Origin of the sequence: Phenylobacterium montanum (assembly GCF_018135625.1) — a bacterium.
GTDB classification, from domain to species: Bacteria; Pseudomonadota; Alphaproteobacteria; order Caulobacterales; family Caulobacteraceae; genus Poindextera; species Poindextera montana.
The window spans coordinates 3,900,801-3,925,072 of sequence record NZ_CP073078.1 but is presented as its reverse complement, the minus strand read 5'-3'; the positions used below and the strand labels follow the sequence as shown (position 1 = coordinate 3,925,072).

15 protein-coding genes are annotated in these 24,272 nt (G+C 69.2%); 3 read left to right on the top strand and 12 right to left on the bottom strand.

Translation table 11 applies throughout. The features are described 5' to 3' along the window. Nucleotides 1-105 precede the first annotated feature (105 nt). The 3 genes from KCG34_RS17765 to folE all read right to left on the bottom strand — a co-directional run bounded on the left by KCG34_RS17765 (nt 106) and on the right by folE (nt 3,158). Nucleotides 106-1,671 carry a GMC oxidoreductase gene (locus tag KCG34_RS17765; protein ID WP_211936957.1) on the bottom strand — a complete coding sequence of 522 codons (1,566 nt, stop codon included), beginning with the start codon at nt 1,669-1,671 and terminating at the stop codon, nt 106-108. 4 nt (nt 1,672-1,675) lie between these two features. Next, nucleotides 1,676-2,500 carry an SDR family NAD(P)-dependent oxidoreductase gene (locus tag KCG34_RS17760; RefSeq protein ID WP_211936956.1) on the bottom strand — a complete coding sequence of 275 codons (825 nt, stop codon included), beginning with the start codon at nt 2,498-2,500 and terminating at the stop codon, nt 1,676-1,678. A gap of 70 nt (nt 2,501-2,570) precedes the next feature. Beyond that, the gene (gene folE, locus KCG34_RS17755) at nt 2,571-3,158 is read right to left on the bottom strand and encodes a GTP cyclohydrolase I FolE (protein ID WP_211936955.1); all 588 of its coding nucleotides are present in this window, start codon (nt 3,156-3,158) and stop codon (nt 2,571-2,573) included. Between the two features lie 187 nt (nt 3,159-3,345). On the opposite strand from folE, the gene KCG34_RS17750 reads away from it, so the two are divergent. Next, nucleotides 3,346-3,762 carry a hypothetical protein gene (locus KCG34_RS17750; protein ID WP_211936954.1) on the top strand — a complete coding sequence of 139 codons (417 nt, stop codon included), beginning with the start codon at nt 3,346-3,348 and terminating at the stop codon, nt 3,760-3,762. Nucleotides 3,763-3,805: 43 nt separating this feature from the next. On the opposite strand, the gene KCG34_RS17745 is transcribed toward KCG34_RS17750, so the two are convergent. Next, nucleotides 3,806-4,870 (bottom strand): helix-turn-helix transcriptional regulator, encoded by a 1,065-nt coding sequence (locus tag KCG34_RS17745; protein ID WP_211936953.1) that lies wholly within the window; start codon nt 4,868-4,870, stop codon nt 3,806-3,808. A 95-nt stretch (nt 4,871-4,965) separates the two neighbouring features. On the opposite strand from KCG34_RS17745, the gene KCG34_RS17740 reads away from it, so the two are divergent. Continuing rightward, nucleotides 4,966-5,160 (top strand): hypothetical protein, encoded by a 195-nt coding sequence (locus KCG34_RS17740; protein ID WP_211936952.1) that lies wholly within the window; start codon nt 4,966-4,968, stop codon nt 5,158-5,160. Between the two features lie 332 nt (nt 5,161-5,492). Here the strand turns inward: KCG34_RS17740 and KCG34_RS17735 are convergent, their stop codons facing one another. The 4 genes from KCG34_RS17735 to KCG34_RS17720 all read right to left on the bottom strand — a co-directional run bounded on the left by KCG34_RS17735 (nt 5,493) and on the right by KCG34_RS17720 (nt 17,535). Continuing rightward, nucleotides 5,493-14,096, bottom strand: coding sequence for a glycoside hydrolase family 94 protein (locus KCG34_RS17735; RefSeq protein ID WP_249138065.1), 8,604 nt, complete (start codon nt 14,094-14,096; stop codon nt 5,493-5,495). A gap of 43 nt (nt 14,097-14,139) precedes the next feature. Then, nucleotides 14,140-14,385 (bottom strand): hypothetical protein, encoded by a 246-nt coding sequence (locus KCG34_RS17730; protein WP_211936951.1) that lies wholly within the window; start codon nt 14,383-14,385, stop codon nt 14,140-14,142. 409 nt (nt 14,386-14,794) lie between these two features. Beyond that, nucleotides 14,795-16,513, bottom strand: a complete 1,719-nt coding sequence (polX, locus tag KCG34_RS17725) for a DNA polymerase/3'-5' exonuclease PolX (protein WP_211936950.1) — start codon at nt 16,511-16,513, stop codon at nt 14,795-14,797. Between the two features lie 62 nt (nt 16,514-16,575). Then, nucleotides 16,576-17,535, bottom strand: coding sequence for a 1-phosphofructokinase family hexose kinase (locus KCG34_RS17720; protein WP_211936949.1), 960 nt, complete (start codon nt 17,533-17,535; stop codon nt 16,576-16,578). A 129-nt stretch (nt 17,536-17,664) separates the two neighbouring features. On the opposite strand from KCG34_RS17720, the gene KCG34_RS17715 reads away from it, so the two are divergent. Continuing rightward, nucleotides 17,665-18,093 (top strand): hypothetical protein, encoded by a 429-nt coding sequence (locus KCG34_RS17715; RefSeq protein WP_211936948.1) that lies wholly within the window; start codon nt 17,665-17,667, stop codon nt 18,091-18,093. Between the two features lie 76 nt (nt 18,094-18,169). Here the strand turns inward: KCG34_RS17715 and ppsA are convergent, their stop codons facing one another. From ppsA to lon, 4 genes are all read right to left on the bottom strand, one after another. After that, nucleotides 18,170-20,572, bottom strand: a complete 2,403-nt coding sequence (gene ppsA / locus KCG34_RS17710; protein WP_211936947.1) for a phosphoenolpyruvate synthase — start codon at nt 20,570-20,572, stop codon at nt 18,170-18,172. A gap of 58 nt (nt 20,573-20,630) precedes the next feature. Next, on the bottom strand, nt 20,631-21,287 hold the full coding sequence (locus tag KCG34_RS17705; protein WP_211936946.1) for a phosphoribosyltransferase: 657 nt from the start codon (nt 21,285-21,287) through the stop codon (nt 20,631-20,633). A gap of 19 nt (nt 21,288-21,306) precedes the next feature. Further along, the gene (locus tag KCG34_RS17700) at nt 21,307-21,762 is read right to left on the bottom strand and encodes a BON domain-containing protein (protein ID WP_211936945.1); all 456 of its coding nucleotides are present in this window, start codon (nt 21,760-21,762) and stop codon (nt 21,307-21,309) included. Between the two features lie 88 nt (nt 21,763-21,850). Beyond that, nucleotides 21,851-24,262 (bottom strand): endopeptidase La, encoded by a 2,412-nt coding sequence (lon, locus tag KCG34_RS17695; protein WP_211936944.1) that lies wholly within the window; start codon nt 24,260-24,262, stop codon nt 21,851-21,853. Nucleotides 24,263-24,272 lie beyond the last annotated feature (10 nt).

Sequence of the window (24,272 nt, the reverse complement as noted above, 5' to 3'; positions counted from 1 at the left end):
CGCTAACGCGGCCTCCTCACCATGACTGATTTGAGTGGGCTTTAACAAACCTCGTCATGGTGAGGAGCGACCCGAAAGGGACGCGTCTCGAACCACGCATAAAGCCTATCCCAGCCGCTCCTTCAGGTGGTCGCCGACCCGCATGGCGTTGGCGACGATGGTCAGGGTCGGGTTCACCGCGGCGCTGGAGACGAAGAAGCTGGAATCGACCACATAGAGGTTGTCCAACTCGTGCGCCTTGCAGTTGACGTCCAGCACCGAACTCTTCGGGTCGTGGCCGAAGCGGGTGGTGCCGACCTGGTGCGCCGTGCCGTAGAGCGGCAAGAGCGAGCTCAGGTCGAAGTGGTGCTGCGAGATCGGGTGGGCCCGGTCGACGAAGCCGTCGAGGGCTGCATCCAGGGTCTTCACCAGCCGCTCGTGCCCCTCGAGATTGTTGTGGGTGTAGTCGAGGTTGATGCGCCCGTCGCGGCCCAGCCGCACGCGGTTGTCGGGCATGGGCAGGTCCTCGGAGATCACCAGCATGCTCAGCATCCGGTGGGCCATCGCGTCCATCAGGTGGTCGGGCGCCAGGGCCGGCGGCAGCCAGTCGGAGACCTGGCCTTCCAGGGTCTTGCCGGACATGTATTCCAGCATCTGGATGTGGCCCATCGGCAGGTCGAAGCCGCCGCGCGGGTCGTTCCAGTAGAAGTCGTTCACCGCCAGGGTCTTGGGGAACACCGTGTCCACCGGCGCGGCGGTCAGCGAGACCATCGCGGTCAGGGTGTGGAAGGCGTAGTTGCGCCCGACCTGGTCGGAGCCGTTGGCCAGTCCGTTCGGGTGGGCGGCGTTGTGCGAGGCCTGCAGGATCACCGCCGTGTTCACCGCCCCGGCGGCCAGGGCGACGATGTCCCCGTTCCAGCGCTCCTCGCCATGCTCGGTCTCGCAGACCACCTCGGTGACGCTCCTGCCGGCGCCGTCGGTCTCCAGCCGCACGACCTTGCGGCCGGTCAAAAGGGTGACGTTGGGCAGATGCAGGATCGGCTCGATGGCCAGGGTTCGGGCGTCCGACTTGGCTTTGACCAGGCAGGGATAGCCGCCGCAGGTCTTGCACTTGATGCAGGCCGAGGTGACCGGGTGCTCCTGGTCCAGGTCGACGCCCAGCGGCAGGGAGAACGGCTTCCAGCCCTGCTGCTCCAGGTGGACGCGCAGCTTGGCGATGCCGGGATCGTCCTTGATCGCCGGATAGGCGTAGGGCGGCTCGTCGCCGGTCTCGGTGGGGTCGACGCCGCGCGCGCCGTGCACCCGCCAATGCCGCTCGGCCTCGTCGTAGTAGGGGGCCATGTCCGCGAGCTTGATCGGCCACTCGGGCGAGATCCCGCCGGCGTGCTGGGTGCGCTCGAAATCGCCCTTGCGCAGGCGCATCAGGGCCGCGCCATAGAAGGTGGTGTTGCCGCCGACCCAATAGTGGGTGGCCGGGACGAACGGCTTGCCCTTGAGGTCGTACCACTGCTCTTTGGTGTTGTACTTCTTGTCGATGAAGACGGTCTTGGGGTCCCAGTTCTCGACCTCGCGCGGCAGGTGCTCGCCGCGCTCCAGGATCAGGATCTTCTTGCCCGTGGGGGCCAGGCGCTGAGCCAGGGTCGCGCCGCCCGCGCCGCTGCCGATGATGATGATGTCGAAGGCGTCCGCCACGGGTCTATTCCTCCAGGTGATATTTCGCCGAGCCGGCGGCGATGGCTGCGCGGACCAGCCCTTGCGGCAGGCGCCGCATGAGCAGGGCCGCGATCTTGTTGTGCAGGCCGGGCACGAACACCAGTCGTCCGGCTTCATTGGCGGCGATAGTGACGCGCGCCACCTCCTCGGCGGTCTGGGAGAACATGCGCGGCGCCTGGTCCATGATCTCCTGCACCCCGGCCTTTTCGCCGAACTCGGTCCTGGTGAAGCCGGGGCAGACGGCGGTGACCTTGATCCCCCGCTCCCGATATTCCGCATCCAGCGCCTGGCTGAACTTGAGCACCAGGCTCTTGGCCCCCGGATAGAGACTGTTGCCCGCCACGCCGGGCGAGAAGGCGGCCAGGGAGGCGATGTTGATGATCGAGCCGCGGCCGCGCGAGGCCATGCCCGGGATCACCCCGTGGGCGAAGCCGCAGACCGTGACGACCAGGGTCATCAGGAACTCGCGCTGGCGGCTCCAGGGCACGGTGGTGAAGCTCTGGGGAATGCCGAAGCCGGCGTTGTTGACCAGCACGTCCACATGGCGGCCCTCGGCCTCGATGGCGTCCAGCACCGGAATGTGGGCGTCGAGCTCGGACAGGTCGGCGGGGATCACCAGGGATTGGGTCCCGTGGGCGTCCTTCAGCTCACGCGCCAGGGCCTCCAGCCGGCCGGCCCGGCGGGCGACCAGGGCGAGGTCATGGCCCTTGGCGGCGTAGGCCCGGGCGAAGGCGGCGCCGAGGCCCGCCGAGGCGCCGGTCACCAGGGCCAGGGGCCGCTGCGCCGAACTCGCCGGTCGGTTAGGCATGACGCGCTCGATACTCCCCCAAGTCGTGACCTGGGCAGAGTGTCGGCGACCGGCGGCGCCGTCAAATGGTTCAGCGGAGCGGCGCGCCGTCGCTGCGGGCCAGGCGCAGGAATTCCTGGCGCGTGCGCGGGTCGTCGCGGATCACGCCCAGGAGGCGGCTGGTCATCAACATCGAGCCGGCGGTGTTCACCCCGCGCAGGGTCATGCAGCTGTGCTCGGCCTCGATCACCACGCCGACGCCCGCGGGTTGCAGGATGTCCTGGATCGCCTCGGCGATCTCGGCGGTCAGCTTTTCCTGGATCTGCAGGCGGCGGGAAAAGCCGTTGACCACCCGCGCCAGCTTGGAGATGCCCACGACCCGATTGGTCGGCAGATAGCCCACGTGCGCCCGGCCGATCACCGGCAGCATGTGGTGCTCGCAAAAGCTGACCACGCGGATGTCTTTCAGGATCACCAGCTCGTCATAGCCGCCGACCTCCTCGAAGGTCTTTTCCAGATACTGCCGCGGATCGACCTCGTAGCCGGCGAACAGCTCGCGATAGGACTTGGCCACCCGGCTGGGGGTCTCGAGCAGGCCCTCGCGGCTGGGATCATCCCCCGCCCATTCGATCAGGGTGCGGACGGCGGCCTCAGCCTCGGCTTGGGTGGGCTTCGTCATTCCATGGTCTCCGCGCGCCGCCTCTTACGCTTCACCGCACGTGGTGGATCAGGCCCGGATCGGCAAGGGTCGCCAGCGCAATCGCCGCTCGGGCGCGAGCCGTCAAGCATGCCGTAGCGATACGACCGATTCTGACGCATCAGCTTTCTAAGGTCTCCTCACTGGCCCAGCGCCAAAGGAGATCGACATGGCCTACGCCGCCTACGCCAAGGGACGCACCGCCTCGCACAGCCGCCGGACCGCCGCGGCGAAGGTTCAGGTCGAGCGCCGTCCGCCCTCGGGCGACCTGATCAACGCCATCCTGCAATATGCCGATGTGCAGGAGCCGATGGGCGCCGGCCGGGTCAGGCTGAGCCTCAGCTCCCGCCGCATCGCCGATCCGGTGATCAGCGGCCCCCTGGGGCGCGAGGCGCATCGCCTGTTCGAGGTCTCGGTGATCTGGGACGAGCGCGAGGACGAGATCTTCCGCATCGTCGACGACGTCCGCGCGGGCCAACCGGCCATGGCCCTCGCCGACGAGCCCTGGGACGAGAGCGCCGCTGAGGAAGGCGCCTTCGAACTTACCCCGAGCGCGCTGGCCTATATCGCGCGCTACGGCCAGTAGAGCCCCTCCCCCTTGCGGGGAGGGGTTGGGGTGGGGTGTCGGCTCAGGTCTTGATCAATGGATCGCCCCGCCCGGCAGCCTCGATGCTGACACCCCCACCCCCTGCCCCCTCCCCGCAAGGGGGTGGGGGTCCATGCGCCGCCAGCGCCTTTTCGAGCTCCGTGACCATCACCTGCCGCAGGCTCTCCGGCGCCAGCACGCGCACGGCCGGCCCCCAGGTGAACAGGTGCCAGGCCAGTTCCAGCATGCCGGCGGCGGTGAAGCGCACGATCACCGATCCGTCGGCCTGGAGCTCGGCGGTCTGGCTGGGGTGGAAGCGCCAGCGCAGGGCGTCGTCGGCCCGCTCCGGCGCGATCCGCAGCACCACCGCCTCCGGACCCTCGCCCTGGTAGATGCCGAACGAGCGGTGGGCGAAGTCCTGCAGGTCGAAGCCTTCGGGCGCCGCCGCGGTGATCTCCAGCACCTCCAGGTCGGCGATGCGGTCCAAGCGAAAGGTGCGCGGCGTCTGCGATCCCAACTCGGCGGCGACGAGATAGTTGTTGTGGCCAAACATGATCCCGAACGGCGCCACCCGCCGCCGCTCGCCCGGCCTTGAACCGCCCTCGTAGCGGAACTCCAGCGCGCGCAGGGCCTTGATCGACTCGCGGATGGCGCCGATCACCGCCTCGTCCTCGAACGGCCGCGGGCCGGCGGTCACCGCGATGGTCTCGGCCCGCATCAGGGCCTCGACGTCCGGCCCGACCCGCCTCAGCGCCGCCCCGCGCATGGCCGAGCGGACCTTGGCCTCCAGCGCGTTCAGCGCCGCCGCCCGCGCCGGGGCGCCGGCGGCGCGCAGGGCGTCGGCGGCCTTGCTGAGCTCGACCAGCTCCTCCGGTGTCGGGTTCTGGAACAGGCCGTCCAGCCCGCCGGCGATGCGGAAGCGCTTGGTCGGCGGGTCCTCCACTTCCTCCAGGTTGGGGAACAGGCTCCAGAGCGCGTCGCGCATCCGCTCCACCGTGCGCCGCCCGACCCCGATCGCCTGGGCCATCTCGTCCAGGGTCAGGCCCTCGGCGCTGGCGGCGAGGCGCCGGGCGAGATCGAGCAGCAGGCCGGCTTTTTCGTGCCTCACAGCAATTCCTTGCGACCGTTTCTGACGCAGGCGCAACCTAATCTCTTCCCATAGGGCGGCAAGGCCGTCCTGCCGCTTTCAAAGGAGCGCCTCCCATGTTGGCTCAAGCCCTGCTCGCCGGCCTGCCCCTGGTCCTGATCGCCGCCACCATCTTCGTCGTCCACAGCCTGGCGCGGGTGGTGCTGCTGGTCTCCTGGGCCGTCGCCGCCATCGTCGGCGCCCGCGCCGCCGCCCAGCTGTTCCAGCTGATGCTGGCGGAGCGGCGGGGCGCAGTGCAGTCGGGCCATTGACGCTAGCCGCGATGGAGCGAGGCGAGCGCGCCGGCTCGGGTTCGGCGCTCCGTGTTGGAGATGGCCGAACCCTTTGCGTCGTCCTAGGCGCGAAGCTGAAGGCATGGATCGGGCGGCCACTGCCGGTCCGCCGGGGAGCCGGCGCCTGCTGCTCGCCGCCGCTTTCGCCAGGAACATCGTCTACGCGCCGCGACGGACCACCCCGCGAACCTCGGAAGCCGACTGCGCCGTGGGCGGCGCCGACCGGCGCGATCGCATTCAAGACAGGGGCGGAAGCGCGTCACTGGCGTTGAGATCGATCAGCAGCGGACTGGCGTCGGCTCTCATGCGCCTCATCCCAGGACGACACGCACGTGATGCACGCGCCCATCATCGACGAAGGGAACCAGGAGCGGCCGTGCTTCCAACGTTGTCTCGTCCAGGGTCGCGGTGCGAACTCCGCGCTGGACCCCGGACGGGTTCGACACCTCGATCTCGTAGCACGAGGCTCCGCGGCGCAGCGTGACCTGGAATCCCGGCCAGGAACTCGGCACGCAGGGATCCAGGCGAAGCCGGTCGCCCTCGATATGGACACCCAGTATCCCCTCGACCCCGGCGCGCTGCATCCAGCCCGCCGATCCGGTGTACCAGGTCCATCCGCCCCGCCCGACGTGGCCCGGCGCCGAATAGACGTCGGCGGCGACGACGTAAGGTTCGACCTTGTAGCGGTGCATGTCGGCGCGCGTGCGCGCGTGGTTGACCGGGTTCAACAGCCAGAACAGGGCGGCCGCCTTGTCGCCCTCGCCGAGTTCGGCGAAAGCCAGCACCGACCATAGGGCGGCGTGGGTGTATTGCCCGCCATTCTCGCGAAGGCCAGGCGGGTAGCCCTTGATGTAGCCGGGGTCGAGCGGCGTCCGGTCGAAGGGCGGAGTGAACAGCAGCGCCACCCCGTCATTAGGCAGGATCAGGTCGCGTTCGACCGCGGCCATCGCCTGTGCGGCCCGCTCCGGCAGCGCGGCGCCGGACAGCACCGCCCAGGATTGGCTGATGGCGTCCAGCCGGCACTCTTCGCTGAACGCCGAACCCAGTGGCGCGCCGTTGTCGTACCAGGCGCGGCGATACCAGTCGCCGTCCCAGGCCTCGGTCTCCAAGGCGGATTGCAGTCGGCCCATGTGCGCCCGCCAGATGGCGGCGCGTCCGCCTTCGCCGCGCCGCTCGGCGATCCCGGCGAACGCCTCCAGCGCGGCATAGAGCAGCCAGCCGAGCCAGACGCTCTCGCCCTGGCCGCCTTCGCCCACGCGGTTCATGCCGTCGTTCCAATCTCCGGTCCCCATCAGCGGCAGCCCGTGACGGCCGACGGCGAGGCTGGCGTCCAGGGCCAGGGCGCAGTGTTCGAAAAGGCTGGCCGTCCGGTTGACCGGTTCGGGCTGAAAGAAGCTGTCGTGCTCGCCCTCATTGAGCGGCGGGCCGTCGATGAAGGGGACCGGCTCGTCCATCACCGCCCAGTCGCCCGTCGTCCTGACATAGTGGGCGGCGGCGTAGGCGAGCCAGGCCCGGTCATCAGAGATCATCGTCCGCACACCCTGGCCGGAATGCGGCAGCCACCAGTGCTGGACATCACCTTCTGGAAACTGGCGGCCCGCGGCCCGCAGCAGGTGCTCCCGCGTCTGCTCAGGACAGATGGAGGCGAGCGCCATGCCGTCCTGCAGCTGGTCGCGGAACCCATAGGCGCCGCTGGCCTGGTAGAAGCCGCAGCGGGCCCAGACGCGGCTGGCGAGGGTCTGATAGATCAGCCAGCCGTTCAGCATCACGTCGATAGAACGGTCCGGCGTCCTGACCTGGATCTGGCCGACCGTGTCGTCCCAGAACCGGCGCACATCGGCCAGACAGCCGTCGAGATCCGCGGCCCGGTAGCGCGCGATCAGTTCACGGGCGCCGGCCTCGTCCTCGCCGTCGCCGAGGCAGCAGACGATCTCCATCTCGCCATAAGGCTCGATCACGATCTGCGCCTGCAGGGCCGCGCAGGGGTCAAGGCCGGAACCCACCCGGCCGGACAGAGGCTGGGCGGAGGCCAGGGCGGCGGGAAATTCCAGCCCCCCATTGCGCCCGATGAATTCCCGCCGATCGCCGGTCCAGCTCGTCTGCCTCCCTGCCAGGTCGAGGAAGGCGACACGGTCGGCGAAGGCGGCGTTCCAAGGATTGTCGGCCAGAACCGCGTTGCTGGCCGGATCGATCCGTGTCCGGATGAACGGCGCCGCCCCGGGGCGCGCCGAGCCGAGCACCCACTCCGCATAGGCGGTTACGGACAGTCGCCGCCTGCGGCCGGTCAGGTTGCGCAGCTTCAGCCGTGAAATCTTGATCGGATCGTGCAAAGGCACGAATTCAAGCAGGTCGGAGGCGATGCCGTTGGAGGTATGGCGGAAGCGGCTGTATCCCCAGCCATGCCGCGCCTCGTAGGTCGCCGCCTCGTTCCGGATCGGCGTCGCCGTCGGGCTCCAGAGCTCCCCGCGGTCCAGGTCCTTGAGGTAGAAGGCCTGGCCGGGTCTCGCCGAGACCGGGTCGTTGGACCAGGATGTCAGCTGGTGCTCGCGACTGTTCATCGACCAGGCGTAGCCGCCGCCCTCCGCCGGCGCCTGGAAGCCGAACACGGGATTGGCGATGACGTTGATCCAGGGCGCCGGCGTCGCCTGGCCTGGCCCAAGTACGATCAGGTATTCGCGCCCGTCTTCGACGAAGCCGCCCAGTCCGTTGAAGAATTCGACCCCGGGGGCCGGCCGCGCCAGCTGCAGCTCCGACGGGGTCGGCGAGGGCCGGGGCTGGGCTCGCGGGGCCGGCGGCGCCTCGGGGGCCCGCTCCAGCTGATCGACCAGCCGACCGCGGTCGCCGACCAGGATGATGCGGGCGACGGAGGCGAGTAGGCGAGCTTGCTCGGGCGCGATCAGGTCTGCGCGCAGGATGAAAATCCCGCCTGGCGGCCGATCGCCGTCGGACTGCGGCCGGGACTGGCTGGCGCGCACCAGGGTCTCGATCCCCACCTGCAGGTCCTGAACATAGGAAGCCGCCCGTTCATTGAGGATGACCAGATCCACCGCCAGGCGCTTCATGCGCCAGTACTCGACCGCCAGGAGCGCCTCGCGCACCAGCGCCAGCTGCTCCACCTCGGAGATGCGGACGAGGAGAATCGGCAGGTCTCCGGAAATGCCCATCGGCCACAGGCCCTGCTGGCTGCCGCCCCCGGCCGTGATCGCGTCGGAAGAGGCGCGCAGGGTCGGGACTGCATAGATCAAGTGCGCGGCGAGCCTCTGGTACCAGCCCGCCTCGGGCCGCCCGGCGCCGAGGTGGTGCAGTTCGACCTGCGCCTGGGTCCAGGCCAGGGCGGCGGCGCGGTCGAAGGCGCCGACGTCGTGATGCTTGTCGACCAGCCCCAGCAGCGTCTGGCGCGAACCGGCGACCATGGTCCAGAAATCCAGCCGAACGGTCGCGCCGGGCGCCACGCGGACGCGGCGGCGAAGCGCGAAGATCGGGTCGAGCACCGTCCCCGCCGATCCGCTCAGCGGCCGGCCGCTGCGGACGGCTGCCGGCGCCCGCACCCCGCCGCCGCGGCCCAGGAATTTCGCCCGGTCGGTCTCGAATTCCCGAACGCCGACGGTCTCCCCCCTGACCACCGCGAGATGCGCGGCCCAGATGTCTGGATCCGACGGCGAGCGCCGCCGCCTGTGGGCGACGAGGGCGCCGAGGCCCGCAAGATGCTCGGTCTCGACGAACAGCTTGGAAAAGGCCGCGTGCGCCTGGTCTGCGGCCTGGGGCGCCAGGACGAGTTCGGCATAGGACGTCACCTCCAGCTCCCGCTGGACGTCACTGAGATTGGAAATGGTGAGGCGGCGCACTTCCGCGTCATCCTCCGCCGAGACCAGCACCTCCATCGAACTGGACCAGTCGGCGTCCCGGCGGACGAATTCGACGCGGTCCTCGTTGAACACGACCTCGTAGTGCGAGGGCTCTGGACCCAGAGGCTGGTAGGTCGGCGACCAGACCTCGCCGGTCGATGCGTCGCGAAGGAAGAGGTAAGAGCCCCAGTCGTCGCAGGTGGCGTCCTCGCGCCAGCGGGTCACGGCGAGGTCCCGCCAAGCGCTGTATCCTGAGCCGGCGGCGGTCAACATGACGGTGTAGCGGCCGTTGGACAGAAGCTGGGTGGCGGGGCTGGCGCCATGGGGGCTGGCGTTGCGCCACAGCCCGGGCTCGTCCGCCTGGCGGACGTGGGCGGCCGAGGCGGTCGCGGACACCGAGGGCGGGGTCGCCGTGATCTCGCGCGGCACGGCTTCCTGCAGCAGGAGCTCGGTCGCCTGGACGATCGGCTCGGCGTGGAAACACCGCCGAAGCATGCCGTCCATCAGGGCGTCGGCGATGGCCGTCACCGTCATGCCCTGGTGATGGGCCATGTAGGCCCGCACAATCGCCATGGGTTCGCCGGGAGGCGCGCGCTGCAGCGTGAAGTCCAGCGCCTCGTAGAAGCCGAACCGCCCTTGCGCGCCGATCGCGGTCAGGTGTTCGAAATTGCGGGCGGCGGCGGTGGGATCCACCATGGCGGCCAGGGCGGTGGCGTAGGGCGCGACGACCGAACTGTCGGCGAGGCCGCGCTTGAGGCCCAGGCCAGGAACGCCGAAGTTCGAGTACTGGTAGGTGAAGTCGAGGTCACGGGCGTTGTAGGCCGATTCCGAGACACCCCACGGCGCGCGCGGGGCGACTGCATATTGAGTCTGCTTCTGGACGATCAGCCGATTGGTCTCTTCGATCAGGCTGTCGGCCGGGGCCTGCATCACCAGGCTCGGCATCAAGTATTCGAACATCGAGCCGGACCAGGAGATCAGGGCGGCGCCTCGGCCGACCGGGGTCACGGCGCGGCCCAGCCTGAACCAGTGGCGGGCGGGAAGGTCTCGTTTGGCTATGCCGAAGAAGCTGGCGAGGCGGGCTTCCGAGGCCAGGAGGTCGTAGCAGTTGGGATCGAGCGCCCCCTCGGCGACCCGGTAGCCGATCGAGAGCAACAGGCGGTCGGAATCGACGAGGAAGCCGAATTCCATTCCAAGCGCCATGGCGCGCGCCTTGCCGGCGACGCCTGAGAGCCGGGGCGTCAGGTCAGCCGCCGGATCGCCACCTACTTCCTGGTTGTGGACGGCGACGCCGTTCCTGACCGCGGCGGCCCAGAACACCAGGTCGGCGATCGACTCGTCCGGGTCTTCGAGCGCGATATCGTGGACGGTGTCGACCAGCAGTTGGACCTGTTCGGCCAAGCCGGCATCAAGGTCGGCGCCCGAGCCGGCGAGGCGAATGGCGGCCAGAGCGCCTGCGACCTGGCCGATGGCCTCGTCCAGCCGGCGCGAGCCGATCTCCTGGCCCGCCCGGCGCCGCATGAGCCGTTCGGCGTCCTGGCGCAACAGTTCCAGCGCGTCGGCGACGCCATCCAGATAGGCCCAAGCCGGCTGAGGCTTCGCGCCCGCCGCCTCGCACCAGTTGGCCAGCGCGACCAGATGGCCGGCGAGGTTGCCGCTGTCCACGGACGACACATAGGGCGGATCGAGCGGCCTGAGGTCGCGGGTGTCGTACCAGTTGAGCAGATGCCCCCGGTGCTTGGCCATCCGGTCCATGGTCGCCAGGGTGGCCTCGAGCCGGTTGAGCGCCTGGCCCGTGCTCAGCCAGCCGAAGTCGCGAGCGACTGCAATAGCCAGCAGATAGAGGCCGATATTGGTCGGCGAGGTCCGCGTGGCGACGACCGGCTCCGGGGTTTCCTGGAAATTGTCCGGCGGCAGCTGGTTGTGTTCGTCGGTGACGAAGGTCTCGAAGAAGCGCCAGGTCCTGCGGGCGATCAGGCGCAGGGCGCGCGCGTCCGGGTCGGCCAGAGGCCGGCGGCCGGGGACCTGCGGCGATTGGCTGGCGTAGAAGGCGACGGCCGGCGACAGGGTCCAGGCCAGGGCGAAAGCGCCGGCGAGCGGCAGGGTGTTGCGGCTCCAGATCGCCGCCACGGCGACGCCGAGGAAAGCCACGACGATCCCGCCGGCCATCCGCCGGTAGTAGGGCCCGACGCCCGGCCTGCCCGCGAAGGCCGACTGCGCCGACGGCGTCCATTGCAGCAAATGGCGCCGTGTCAGGGACAGCCTGACCAGGGTCCGCAGGATGGCGTCGGCCATCAGCCAGGCCTGGTGTCCCAGGAACACCATCATCAATAGGAACTGCTGCACGGCAAGGCGGGATTCCGCCCCCAGCGCCCGATAGTGGCTGAGCAGCGTCACCCCCGGCCTTCGCGAGACGAGATCGGCGAACAGGGGCAGGGCCGGCGGGATGGCCATGGTCGCCAAGACGAAGCCGCTCCAGGCCGCCGCCACCGGAAGGGGGAAGGCCCAGCCGAAGATCAGCGCGGCGACGATCGAGGGTGACGACAGGGAGCGGCGAAGATTGTCCAGCATCTTCCAGCGGCCGATCGCCGGCAGCCCAGTCGAACCCGCGCCAGCCTCGGTCTTGGGGACGAGGCCCAGGATCCAGGGCGTCAGCTGCCAATCACCGCGCACCCAGCGATGGTGGCGCAGCGCAGCCTTGTCGTAGTGGGCGGGGAACGACTCGACGACTTCGACGTCCGAAGCGAGCCCGGCCCTGGCGAACACGCCCTCGAAAAGGTCATGGCTCAGCAGCGTCTCGTCGGGGACCCGGCCGCGCAGGGCGGCCTCGAACGCCTCGACGTCGTAGATGCCCTTGCCGGTGTAGGAGCCCTCCCCGAACAGGTCCTGATAAACGTCGGACACTGCAGCCGCGTAGGGGTCGATGCCCGTCGCGCGGGAGAAGAGGCGCAAGAAAAGCGAGCCTTCGTGGCCAACCGGGAGGGCCGCGGTCACCCGGGGCTGGAGCACGGCGTAGCCCTCGACGACCCGACGGCGCTCCGTGTCGAACCGCGGCCGGTTCAGCGGGTGGGCCATCTTGCCGATCAGGCGCCGCACGGTCTCGCGCGGCAGGCGGGTGTCGGCGTCCAGGGTTATGACGTAGCGGACGTTTTCGGGGACCCGAGGCGGATCGATGAAGGTGGTGCTGCGGTCGCCGCAGAGCAGCCGGTTGAGTTCGCTCAGCTTGCCGCGCTTGCGCTCCCAGCCGATCCAGCGGCCTTCGGTCTTGTTCCAGCAGCGACGCCGGTGCAGCAGCAGGAAACGATCGCCGTCTGCGGCGGGACCGTAGCGTCTGTTGAGAGCGGCGACCGCGTCCTTGGCCGCCTGCAGCTGATCGTCGTCATCGCCCAGCTGTTCACAATCGGCGTCCGGCCAATCGGACAGCAGGGCGAAATAGAGCTCGCCTTCCGGGCTTGCGAGGTAGTGGATCTCCAGCTGACGGATCTGCTCCTCTACGTCTTCCCGGTTCGACAACAGCACCGGAACCGCGATCATGGTGCGGAATTCAGGCGGAACCCCGCCGGCCAGCTCGAGGGCCGGGAGCAAGGTCGCCGGATATCCTCGCGTGACGGTGAAGTTGACCAGGGCTACGGCGAGGTCGATCGCCGGCACGGCGCCGAGCAGGGCGAACAGCGGCAGCCATTGCCCCGGCAGGCCGCACGCCACGAGCACTGAGAAAGCCAATGCGAGGAAGCTTGCCGCGACGATCGCGCCTGCGCTGACATAGCCTCCGATCCCCAGCGTACGGTAGAGCCGGGCGGGCCAGGCCGCCAGCGGCGGGCGAAAGCCGATCCCGTGTTCAAAGGCCGCGCGGCCGGCGGCGATCAGATAGTAGCCGGGTTCGGCCCGGCGGTCGTCTTCCCCCGCGCCGCCTTGCTCCTCGGCGCGCTTGGCCCAGGCCACGGCGGCCGCGGCGACCTGCAATTCGGTCAGGGGCGATCCCCTGGCCAGCTCCTCGACCGCCCTCCGGTAGAGGTCCCGCGTGGGAAAATCCATCAGCAGGAACCCGTCGCCGTCGCGGAAGACGTCATCCACCGGGCTGACCCGCTCGAACAGTTCGGTCCAATCGACATCGTTGACCAGCCGCATGCTGGTGATGATGTTGCGGACGGTGATGCTTCCGGCGACCTGCCTTTGATGTTCATCGCGGACGACGGCTTCGGCGGTGGCGCCCTGAACGGCGAGTTGCTCGTCCAGCCAGACCAGGGCCGGCGCGATGCCCGGGTCCTGGTCGCGCAGCCGATGGGTGAGCTGCACAAGGAAGGCGTCGCTGAAGCGCGCACGCCCAATGGGCGGCAGAACGGCGCTGGCCGGTTCTGCGGCGCGCCCGCCCGATCCCAGCAATCGGTCGGCCAGCGCGTCGGCGGCGCTGCGCCCGGCTCGGCTGTCCATGACGCGCCGAGCGATCCGCCTCAGATTCTCGACCAGGACGATGCGCAGGGTCGTGGCCACCGCCCAAAGTTCGCCGATCATCAAGGGCTGGACCTGCTGATAGGCCCGCAGGTAGGCGCACAACGCGTCCGGGTCGAACAGGCTGTCGGTGTGGGCGACGAAGGCCCAGATCAGGCCGAACACCCGCGGGTAACGGACGAACGGGCCCGATGCGAGCTTTGGGAGCTGCCGATAATAGCCGGCGGGAAGATCCGAACGGATTTCCCGCATCTGCTTTTCGATCACGTGAAAATTGTCGACCAGCCATTCGGCCGCCGGCGTGATCGCGGCGCCCTCGTCTATGGCCTGGACGACGTCGCGATAGGCGGCCTGGAGTATGGCTTCGTTGTCGTCCAGCCTGGCCGCCAGACTGGCGCCGCGAGCGGCCGTCCGGTCGACGTCCTGTGCGGCGGCGAGGCTTCTGGCGTGCTCCTCCAGACGTTCGACGCTGAACAGTTCGGCCCTGATCGGCGCACCGTCATCCCAGGAGGGGCTTTCACGGAGGCGTGCGCGCAGCATCTCCAGCAGGGCCGCCGCCGTTCGCGGTTGGCGCGGGCCGCTCGTCTGGTCGAAGCCTTCTGTACCTAACAGCGTGGTCATTCACGTCCGCCGACAGCCTACAACTCGCCAGCCCCGACGGCTTTCACCTTTGGTTGTTCAGGATGGCGGCAAGCCGCGCGACGCTGGCGCCTCTGATCAGCCTGGGCTGGTCACCGGGCGCGAGGCCCTCCACCAGCACTTCGGCGCAGGTCCCGTGGCTGCGAATGGCGTCGGCCATCCGCTTGGCCTCGCGCACGGCGGATTCCTTGGCCCAGAACGGCGTGCACATCTGCTCGCCTGTCCTGACCGACCATCCGTGCTCTTCCTTGACGACTCGGAATGTAATCATGCCGGTCACTCGTTTTTCCGCTGGGCCGGCCTGGAATCGACCGTATTGCTCCGCTGCGTTAAGACGCGCGTTGAGATTTATCGACCATACGCCGAGTACTCGCGCCTTGATACAACTCATCCCGTCGCGAGGCGCGGAACGAAAGCAAGCCCAAGCGCCCAGCCCTTCCACCCTTGAGTCTCCTCATGGGGCGCTCGGGACTGGAACGCATGGGCCCGACCACTGCGGTTTACAGGCGAACTGGTTCGTCGCCCTCGGCGGATTCGCGGCCTGATGGCCGTTTCACCGCTTCGCTTCGCCAGCCTGCCTCCCGACGGTGACAGAGGCATTGAAGACGGCGTTCGGTCGTTCCGCCTTGATCCGCATCAGCGGAGCCGTACGGACGCGCTAGGGGGAGCGGCCTTCGCAGCTAGCGCGCCAGAAGCCTCTTCAGCTCAGGCCAAGGGCGGGTGTTCAGCACGTCGCCCGGCTCCAGCCAGCCGCGGCGGGCCTGGTCGACGCCGTAGCGCATGGCTCCAAGGCCGATGGTCGAATGGGCGTCGGTCCCGAGGGCGATCTTCACCCCGTGCGCCTTGGCGAAGCGGCAGTTGACGTCGTCGAGATCCAGGCGGCTCGGGTGGGCGTTCAATTCCAGGAAGCAGCCTCGTTCAGCGGCCGCTTCGATCAGTTGCTCCAGATCCACCTCATAGCCCGGGCGCTCTTCGATCAGCCGCCCTGACGGATGGGCGATGATGTTGCAGCGCCGATTGTCCATGGCCCGGACGATCCGCTCGGTCTGGGCCCTGCGATCCAGCCCGAACTGGTAGTGGACCGCGCAGACCACCAGATCGAGCCGGTCCAGAAGGGCATCGGGCAGGTCGAGCCGACCATCCGCCAGGATGTCGACCTCCGAGGACTTCAGGACCCGAATGCCTTGAAGCGTCTCGTTCAGGCGGTCGATCTCGTCGATCTGGGCCGCCAGCCGGGCGGGGTCCAGGCCATGGGCGATCGTCGCGTGCCGGCTGTGGTCGGTGATCGCCACATACTCGTATGCCAGGGCCGCGGCGGCCGCGGCCATTTCGGCAAGGCTGCTCTTGCCGTCAGACGCCCTGGTGTGGGCGTGCAGGTCCCCCCGGATATCACGGGCGGTGAGAAGCCTGGGCAGATCGCCGTTCGCCGCCGCCTCGATCTCCCCGCGGTCCTCGCGCAGGACCGGGTCGACATAATCCAGCCCCAGCGCCCGGTAGACGTCTTCCTCCCGGGCCCCGGCGAGGCGCCTGTCGCCCTGGAACACCCCGTATTCGTTGACCTTCAACCCCCGCTCCTGGCCCCGGCGACGAAGGGCGATGTTGTGCGCCTTCGACCCGGTGAAATAGACGAGCGCCGCCCCGTAGCTCTCGTCGGGCACGACCCTCAGATCGACCTGCAGCCCCGACTTCAGCCGCACGGCGCTACGCACCGGGCCTTGCGAGACGACCTGCGCCACCTCGTCATAGCGCGTGAAGTGAGCGATGAGCGGCGCGGCCGCCTCGGCGGTCGCCAGGATGTCCAGATCGCCGACGGTTTCGCGCCGCCGCCGATAGCTGCCGCAGACCACGACCTGTCCCACGCCGGGCGCGGCCTTCATCCAGGTTTCCAGGCCGCGGGCGAAATCCTCGGCCGTCGAAATGCGCAGGCGGCGCTCCCTGGTGGCCTGGCGGCCGGCCGCCTCGATGACCTTGGCCTCGAGCGCCGCGCCAAAACGCGGCAAGCCGCGAAGCCTGCCAGCCCGCGCCGCGGCCTCCAGCTGCTTCAGGGTCGAGATCCCGAGCTGCTCGTACAGCTGATGCACCCGCTTGGGGCCAAGCCCGGGGACAGAGGTGAGAGCGGCGAGAGTCGAGGGCGTGCGCGCCTCGACCTCGCCCAGCAACCGCAGCCGCCCTGTCTCGACCACCTCCTTGATCTTGGCGGCTAGATCATCTCCGATGCCGGGAAGCTCGGTGAGGTCGCGGCCCTGAGCCACCATCTGGGCCGCGCTTTCCGGAAGGTCCTGCAAGGTCATCGCCGCCCTTCGGTAGGCCCGCACGCGGAACGGGTTGGCCTCCTCGATCTCCAGAAGGTCGGCCAGGCGCTCGAACAGCGCGACGATGTCGGCGTTGTGGACGGCCATCTGCGAGCCCCGCGATAGGCGACCTTGTTGGACGAGGTTCGCCGACCCCGCCTTGAGGCGGGTCAAGGCGCTGCGGCCGTCGGGCGAACGGCGCCGATCGCCACGTCAGGCAGAAAGCCGAGCACATCCTCGCGGCGGCACAGGTCGGAGCCCTCGGCCAGCAGCGCCGCCGAACCGCCGGCGACGCCATGGCGAAAGGCCTCTTCGAGATCATGGCCCAAAGACAGGGCGAAGATCATGGCGCCGAGGAAGCTGTCGCCGGCGCCGACCGTGCTGACCGGCTTCACCGGCAGCGGTGGGGCGCGCAGCACCTGCCCGGCCGTGACCAGCAGGGCCCCCTCCGCGCCCAGGGTCAGGGCGACGATCCGCGCCGCGCCCCTGTCGACCAGGCCTTGGCAGGCGCCGATCATGGCGTCCAGGTCCTCCAAGGGAGCGTCGACCAGGTCGCGCAGCTCTCCGATGCTCGGCTTGATCAGGAACACGCCGGGGCCCAGCGCCGCCTTCAAGGCGTGGCCGGACGTGTCCAGGGCCAGCCTGGCGCCGCGCTCAGCGGCCATCCGCGCCACCTGCGCATAAAAGTCGGTCGGCGCCCCCGGCGGCAGGCTGCCGCTGGCGCAAATCAGGCCGGCTTCGTCCGCCAGAACCGCAAACGCCTCGAGGCAGCTCCTGCATTCCCAGCCGGAGAGGCTGGGGCCAGGCAGAACGAAGCGGTATTGCTGGCCGCTGGCTCGTTCAGTGACGTTGAAATCCTCGCGCGTGTCGCCGGCGATCGTGATCACGCGGCTCTCCACGCCATCGCCCTCGACTAGGCGTTTCAAGACATCTCCCGCGGGTCCGCCTGCCGGGTAGACGGCGACCACCTTGCCGCCGAGGCGATGGACGACCCTCGCTACATTGACGCCGCCTCCGCCCGGATCGCGGTGCTCATGTTGGCATCGCAACTTCCGAACCGGCTCGATGAGCTCGACTTCGGCCGAGACGTCGACGGCCGGGTTCATCGTCAGGGTGGCGATTGATGTCATGACGGCCTCCAACGGCGAGCTTGATGCGCTCCGCGAGAGGTTCCTTGAGAAGGGTCAATTCGGCCCATGCGGGAGCGGTGTAACGCTTCGTCTCGGCCTCTCTTTCTGGAGGCGTCCGGAGCCAGACCGATGAAGCACCCGTTTCCCGTCCCGTCCCAGCTCTCTCCGGCCCTGGCCCGGGTCGACGCCTATTGGCGAGGCCTGCTGCGGGGCAATGCGTCCATGCCATTCTCGGACGACGCCAGGCTGACCGACCTGCCCGATCTGGCGCCGCAGCTGCTTCTGGTCGATGTGTTCGAGCGGCCGGAACGGTTCCGGTTCAGCACGGTGGGGGCCGAACTGGCTGGGGACGGCCTGGCGGGGCTGTTCCTGGACGAGACCACGCTCGATCGGCCGTTCGAATACCTCCGCGCGCAATGCAGCGCGACGGTCGAGGCCGGGACGCCGACCGGATATCGGCGCGAGGCCGCGTCCGGCCAAGCCTATTCGCGGCTGCTTCTCCCCCTGTGGGGCGAAGGGCGGATCAGCATGCTGCTCGGCGCCGTCGATTTCGGCTGAGTGCTGTCATCAGGGCTGGCCGAACCCTTCGTGAGGGCGCCGGCCTATCGTCCGGACAACCGATGTCGGCCTTGTCTCAAGTCGGCGCGCCCACCGCCTCCCGCTCGACCGAAGCCGCCAGCCGCATCATCGACAGGGCGCTGGCGGGGTTGACGCTGATGGAGGTGACGCCCTGCTCGATCAGGAAGCGCGCGATCTCGGGATCGTTCGCGGGCGCCTCGCCGCAGATCCCGACGTGGCGGTGATTGCAGCGCGCGCCGACCACCGCCTGCCGCAGGAACTCCAGCACGCCCGGGTCCCGCTCGTCGAATTCGAACGCCACAGTTTCGGAATCCCGATCGACGCCCAGAACCAGCTGGGTCAGGTCGTTCGAGCCGATCGAGATCCCGTCGAACAGCGCGGCGAACGCGTCGATCTGAATGACGTTGTTGGGGATCTCGCACATCACATAGATCTCAAGGCCGTCATGACCCTGGACGAGGCCGTTGGCGGCCAGGCTTTGCAGAACCTTCTCAGCCTCCTTCACGGTTCGGCAGAAGGGAACCATGATAGCGAGGTTCTTCAGCCCCATGACCTCGCGGACGCGGAGCAGCGCGCGGCACTCCAGGCCGAAGCCGTCGGCGTAGGCCGGATGGGCGTAGCGGGCGGCGCCGCGAAAGCCGAGCATCGGATTGGCCTCGGCCGGCTCGAAGTCGCGCCCCCCCAGGAGCGCGGCGTACTCGTTGGTCTTGAAGTCGGACAACCGCACGATCACCGGCCGCGGATAGAAGGCCGCCGCGATGGTCCCCACCCCTTCCGAGACCCGCTCGACGAAATAGTCGCCGGGCGAGGCGAAGCCGGCCGCGAGCTGCGCGATCTTCCTGCGGGCGGCGGCCGACCCAACGTGCTCCGGATGAGCCAAGGCCATGGGATGGATGCCGGCGGAGCCGATGATGAATTCCATCCGCGCCAGCCCGACCCCGGCGACGGGAAGGCGGCTGTGCTGGAACGCCTGGTCGGGATGGGCCAGGTTCAGCATCACCTGGGTGCGGGTCGGTTCGAGGGTCGCCACCTTGGTCTTCTCGACCACGAACGGCAGTTCGCCGGCATAGACCCGCCCGCTTTCACCATCGGCGCACGATACGGTCACCGCCTGCCCCGATGAGAGCCTCGCCGTCGCCTCGCCGGTCCCGACCACGGCCGGTATGCCGAGCTCGCGCGCCAGGATGGCGGCGTGACAGGTTCGCCCGCCCCGATCGGTCACGATCGCGGCGGCCTGCTTCATGACCGCTTCCCAGTCCGGGCTTGTGGTGGTCGCGACGAGAACCTCGCCCTTCTGAAAATCGGCCAGGTCTTTTGCGGAGCCGACCACGCGCACGCGCCCGGCGGCGATCGCCGCGCCGACCGCGCGCCCCTGGACCAGCGGCTCGCCACGCCCCGTCAGGCGCCAGGTCTGGATCTCGTCGGCGGGCCGGCGGGCCGCCGCCGTTTCAGGACGGGCCTGGAGGATATAGAGCCGGCCATCGAGGCCGTCCTTCGCCCACTCGATGTCCATGGCTCGAGGCTCGCCGGCGAGGCGCGAGAAGTGGTCCTCGATCCGCATCGCCATCTGGGCCAGCCGCAGGACCTCCTCGTCGGCCAGGCAAAAGCGCCGGCGGTCCCTTGGAGAGACGGATCGCTCGATCGTCCTGGCGTTCAGGCCGCGCCGGACGAGCGCGAGCTTGATCGCTTTTTCGCCCAGCTTGCGCCGCAGGACAGCGCGGTAGCCCTGTCTCAGGGTAGGCTTGTGCACATGGAATTCGTCGGGATCCACCCGGCCCTGAACGATGGGCTCGCCCAGCCCATAGGCGCCGGTGAGGAACACGACATCGGGAAAGCCCGACTCGGTGTCCAGGGTGAAGGCGACCCCGCTCGAGGCCAGATCGGCCCGGACCATCTTCATCACCGCCACCGAAAGCGCGACCTTGAAGTGGTCGAAGCCGTTGTCTGCGCGATAGACGATCGCTCGGTCGTTGAAGATGGAGGCGAAGCAGCGGCGGCAGGCCTCGATCAGCGCGGCTTCGCCGGTGATGTGGAGGAAGCTGTCATGCTGGCCGGCGAAGCTCGCCGTGGGCAGGTCCTCGGCGGTGGCGGAGCTTCGCACCGCGACCGCCAGCCCAGGCCCGCAGCGCGTCTTCATCCCCCGCCACGCGTCGCGGATTTCCGCACACAGTCGCTCGTCGGCCGCCGCTTCGTAGACGATGGCCCGCGCACGCTCGGCGCGCCGGCCCAGCTCGGCCAGGTCGCGGAGGTCGAGGTCGTCGAACAGGGCATGCAGCTTCGGCAGGGCGCCGGCCCGCTCCAGGCAATCGCGATAGGCCTCGGCCGTGACGGCGAAGCCGGCAGGGGTTTCGACCCCGTCGGCGGCGAGCAGCCCCAGTTCCCCGATGGCCGCGGTCTTGCCGCCGACAAGCGGGGTGTCGGTCAGGCGGAGCGAGGAGAATTCGCGGATGTAGGGCATGGCTGGCGCCTCCTGCCTGCTACCCTGCGGCGCCCGAAGCCAGCCGCATTGCTACAGATCAAGGGGCGCCGTCCGGCGGCGCCAGCCGTTCCAGGAGCTCATTCACCTCCGCGTCGCTGACCTGGCCGAACACGTCGTAGCAGGGGCCGACACCGCCTCCCACGAGATGGTCCTGAAGGCAGACCACCTCGTCGGCTTCCTCGGCGAGAGCGGCCATCACGTCCGCCTCCCCGACCGGAACCGCCAGCACGAGCTTGCCGGGTCGCCGCTGACGTGTGGCCCGCAGCGCGGCGCGCGTGGTGGCCCCGGTGGCGACGCCGTCGTCCACCAGGATGGCGATGCGCCCACTGAGATCGATGGCCGGGCGGCCGCTGAGATAGATGCGGCGGCGGCGCGCCATCTCGGCCAGCTGTCGCTCGAGCCGCTGCTGGAATTCCTGTTCGCCGATGCGGCATGCGGCGATGACCGCCTCGTTGCGCGCCATGATCGGCGGCGCGCCTTCCGCGACCGCGCCAATCGCCAGTTCCTCGTCGAATGGGGCGCCGATCTTGCGGACCAGGACGAGATCCAGCGGAGCCCCGAGCGCGCGTGCGACCTCCGCTGCGACCGGAACGCCGCCTCGCGGCAGGGCGAGCACGACCACATCCTGCCCCTGATACTTCAAAAGGGCTTTCGCCAGGCGCCGCCCCGCGTCGGTTCGGTCGTGAAAATACATGGCCAGCCTCGACCCGCCGTCAGTCCGGCAAGCCCTCGTCGTCCCCGTTCTCCGGCGTCGCGGCGCCTTCGGGCAGGGTGATCTCGTTGCGCACGTCCCGAACCCCGCCGAGCGTCCACGCCAGGCGTTCGGCGGCGTCACGGTCGAACCAGTGGTCGGCGCGCCCGGTGAGCACGATCAGCCCCTCCTGCGCCTGGACTTGCAGGCTGGGCAGGGCCACGCCTTCGCGCTCCAAGAGGGTCAGGAGCTGACTGCGGAGCGGGCCGCCGGGCGGAGCGATTTCGAGGTGATTGCGCACGTTCCGCACGTCGGCGAGCTGCAGCAGGCCTTGCTCGATCCGATGCCGGGTCTCCTCGTCCGGAACCTGGCCCGAAAGCGTCGCGACAGCGTCCAGGACCGAGACGCTCACAGGGGCGCCGTGCCCCAGGCCTTCGACGACGCGCCGCGCCTTCTCCTCAAGGGATTGTTCGCTCATGGAAACTCCCATCGGCTCAACAGGGGTTCAATCCGTCGGCCGGGCCAGTCAGCCCGACCATACCGGCATTGGGTGCGCCGCCTGGCCATCAGTCGAGCGGCCCGCTCAGCGCCTTCTCGGCGCCCAGGTCGGGAGGTGGCGCCGGCGACAGCGCGGACGAGACCGCCTCCTGCACGTGCTCCAGCCAGATGAACTCCAGCATGTCGCGCGCCTCCTTGGGGATTTCATCGAAGTCGCGCCTGTTCCTGGCGGGGAGCATCACCCGGGTGACACCGGCCGCCGCGGCGGCGACCACCTTTTCCTTGATGCCGCCGACCGGAAGCACGAGACCGCGCAGGCTGATTTCGCCGGTCATGGCGGTGTCGCTGCGCACCGTGCGGCCCGTGAACAGCGAGGCGAGGGCGACGAACATCGCCACGCCCGCGCTGGGCCCGTCCTTGGGGGTGGCGCCGGCCGGGACATGGACATGCACGTCCATCCTTTCAAAGGCCTGCTCATCAAGCCCGAGCATGGGCGCCTGGGTCTTGACCAGGCTAAGGGCGGCCTGGGCGCTCTCCTTCATGACCTCGCCGAGCTGACCGGTCAGGATCAGCTTGCCGGCGCCTGGGGTCTTGGCCGCCTCGATGAACAGGATGTCGCCGCCGACCGGCGTCCAGGCCAAGCCCGTGGCGACGCCCGGCACCGAGGTGCGCATCGCCGCTTCGTTCTCAAACCGCGGCGCGCCCAGCACGGCCTCAAGGTCGGCCTCGCCGATGCGCACATGCTCGGCCGCCCCCTCGGCGACCCGCATGGCGATGTTGCGCATCACCCGGCCGATCTCGCGCTCCAGGCCGCGCACCCCGGCTTCGCGGGTGTAGCCGGCGACAATCCGCGTGAGCGCGGCGTCCTCGATCTCGGCCTGGCCGGGTTTCAGCCCGTTCGCCTCGAGCTGGCGCGGCACGAGATAGCGCCTGGCGATCTCCAGCTTCTCCCCGGAGGTGTAGCCCGCAAGGGAGATGATCTCCATGCGGTCCCGAAGCGGCGCCGAGACCGTGTCCAGCATGTTGGCCGTGGCGATGAAAACCACCTGGGAAAGGTCGAACGGCACAGCCAGGTAGTTGTCGCGGAAGGTCGAGTTCTGCTCGGGGTCCAGCACCTCGAGCATGGCCGCCGACGGATCGCCGTGGATGCCTGTCCCCATCTTGTCGATCTCGTCCAGCATCATGACGCAATCGCGGGCGCCGGCCTTGCGGATCGCCTGGATGATGTCGCCGGGCAGCGCGCCCAGATAGGTACGGCGGTGACCGCGGATCTCGGCCTCGTCGTGGACGCCGCCCAGGCTCACGCGGACGAATTTGCGCCCCATGGCCTTGGCGATCGACTGTCCGAGCGAGGTCTTGCCGACGCCGGGCGGGCCGACGAAGCAGAGGATCGGCGCCTTGCCCTCCGGCGCCAGCTTCCTCACCGCCAGATATTCGAGAATGCGCAGCTTGATCTTCTCCAGGCCGTAGTGGTCGGCGTCGAAGATCCGGCGCGCCTCGGCCACATCGATCGGCTTTGACACCGGGACCGCCCAGGGCAGCTCGATCAGCCAGTCGAGATAGGTGCGGATGACGCCATGCTCGGCCGCCGCCTCGGGAGTCCTTTGCAGCCGGCGCAATTCCTTGCGGGCCTGGGCCAGCACCTCTTCGGGCATGCCAGCCTGCTCGATCGCGGCTTCCAGTTCGGCGATGTCCGCGCCGCCGCCCTCGCCTTCGCCAAGCTGACGCTGGATGGTGGCGAGCTGCTCGCGCAGCAGCGCCTCGCGCTGGCGTTCGGTGAGCGCGGCCTGGGTTTGGGCGCCGATCTCCTGGGACAGGCGCAGCACCTGCAGCTGATGGGCGAGAAGCGCGCCGATCCGGTCGAGCCGCGGAACCAGCTCGATCGTCTCCAGAATCGCCTGCTTTTCCTGCGGGCTTACGTCGATGTAGCTGGCCGCCATGTCGGCCAGCAGTCCGGGCCGGCTGATCGACGCCACGGTCTGGCGGAGTTCCTGAGGGGCCTGAGGAATCAGGTCCACGATCTCCAGCGCCTGCCGGCGAAGGTTGACGAACCTGGCCTCCACCTCGGCGCCGCCGCCCTCCGGCTCAGGGACGTGCAGGCCGCGGGCTACGAGGAACGGCCAGCCTTCGACGGTCTCGGTGATGCGGAAGCGCTGCACGCCCTGGCAGACCAGGTGGTGTTCGGTCTCCGAAGCCACGACATACCGCAGGACATTGGCGATGACCCCGTATTCGTGGAGGTCTTCCCGCTTCGGCTCGGCGGTTTGCGGATCGCGCTGCAGCACGAGCACGATCTGGCGCTGCTCGCGCACGGCCTGCTGGGCCGCGGCGACGGAGGCCGGGCGGCCGATGGTGATCGGGGTGACCATCTCCGGGAACAGCACGGTGTTGCGAACCGGAATGACGATGAAGGCGTCGGCCGGCGGCGGATTGATCGACTGCGCGCCTTGCCCAGGTTCGACGGTGTTGACGTCGTCCATGTCCGGCCTC

Bases quoted from the DNA above. Each gene is read 5' to 3' on its own strand.
- KCG34_RS17715 (WP_211936948.1), top strand. From the start codon at position 17,665: ATGAAGCACCCGTTTCCCGTCCCGTCCCAGCTCTCTCCGGCCCTGGCC.
- polX (WP_211936950.1), bottom strand. From the start codon at position 16,513: ATGGCCGTCCACAACGCCGACATCGTCGCGCTGTTCGAGCGCCTGGCC.
- KCG34_RS17740 (WP_211936952.1), top strand. From the start codon at position 4,966: ATGTTGGCTCAAGCCCTGCTCGCCGGCCTGCCCCTGGTCCTGATCGCC.
- KCG34_RS17750 (WP_211936954.1), top strand. From the start codon at position 3,346: ATGGCCTACGCCGCCTACGCCAAGGGACGCACCGCCTCGCACAGCCGC.
- KCG34_RS17720 (WP_211936949.1), bottom strand. From the start codon at position 17,535: ATGACATCAATCGCCACCCTGACGATGAACCCGGCCGTCGACGTCTCG.
- KCG34_RS17735 (WP_249138065.1), bottom strand. From the start codon at position 14,096: ATGACCACGCTGTTAGGTACAGAAGGCTTCGACCAGACGAGCGGCCCG.
- lon (WP_211936944.1), bottom strand. From the start codon at position 24,262: ATGGACGACGTCAACACCGTCGAACCTGGGCAAGGCGCGCAGTCGATC.
- KCG34_RS17705 (WP_211936946.1), bottom strand. From the start codon at position 21,287: ATGTATTTTCACGACCGAACCGACGCGGGGCGGCGCCTGGCGAAAGCC.
- KCG34_RS17760 (WP_211936956.1), bottom strand. From the start codon at position 2,500: ATGCCTAACCGACCGGCGAGTTCGGCGCAGCGGCCCCTGGCCCTGGTG.
- KCG34_RS17700 (WP_211936945.1), bottom strand. From the start codon at position 21,762: ATGAGCGAACAATCCCTTGAGGAGAAGGCGCGGCGCGTCGTCGAAGGC.
- ppsA (WP_211936947.1), bottom strand. From the start codon at position 20,572: ATGCCCTACATCCGCGAATTCTCCTCGCTCCGCCTGACCGACACCCCG.
- KCG34_RS17730 (WP_211936951.1), bottom strand. From the start codon at position 14,385: ATGATTACATTCCGAGTCGTCAAGGAAGAGCACGGATGGTCGGTCAGG.
- folE (WP_211936955.1), bottom strand. From the start codon at position 3,158: ATGACGAAGCCCACCCAAGCCGAGGCTGAGGCCGCCGTCCGCACCCTG.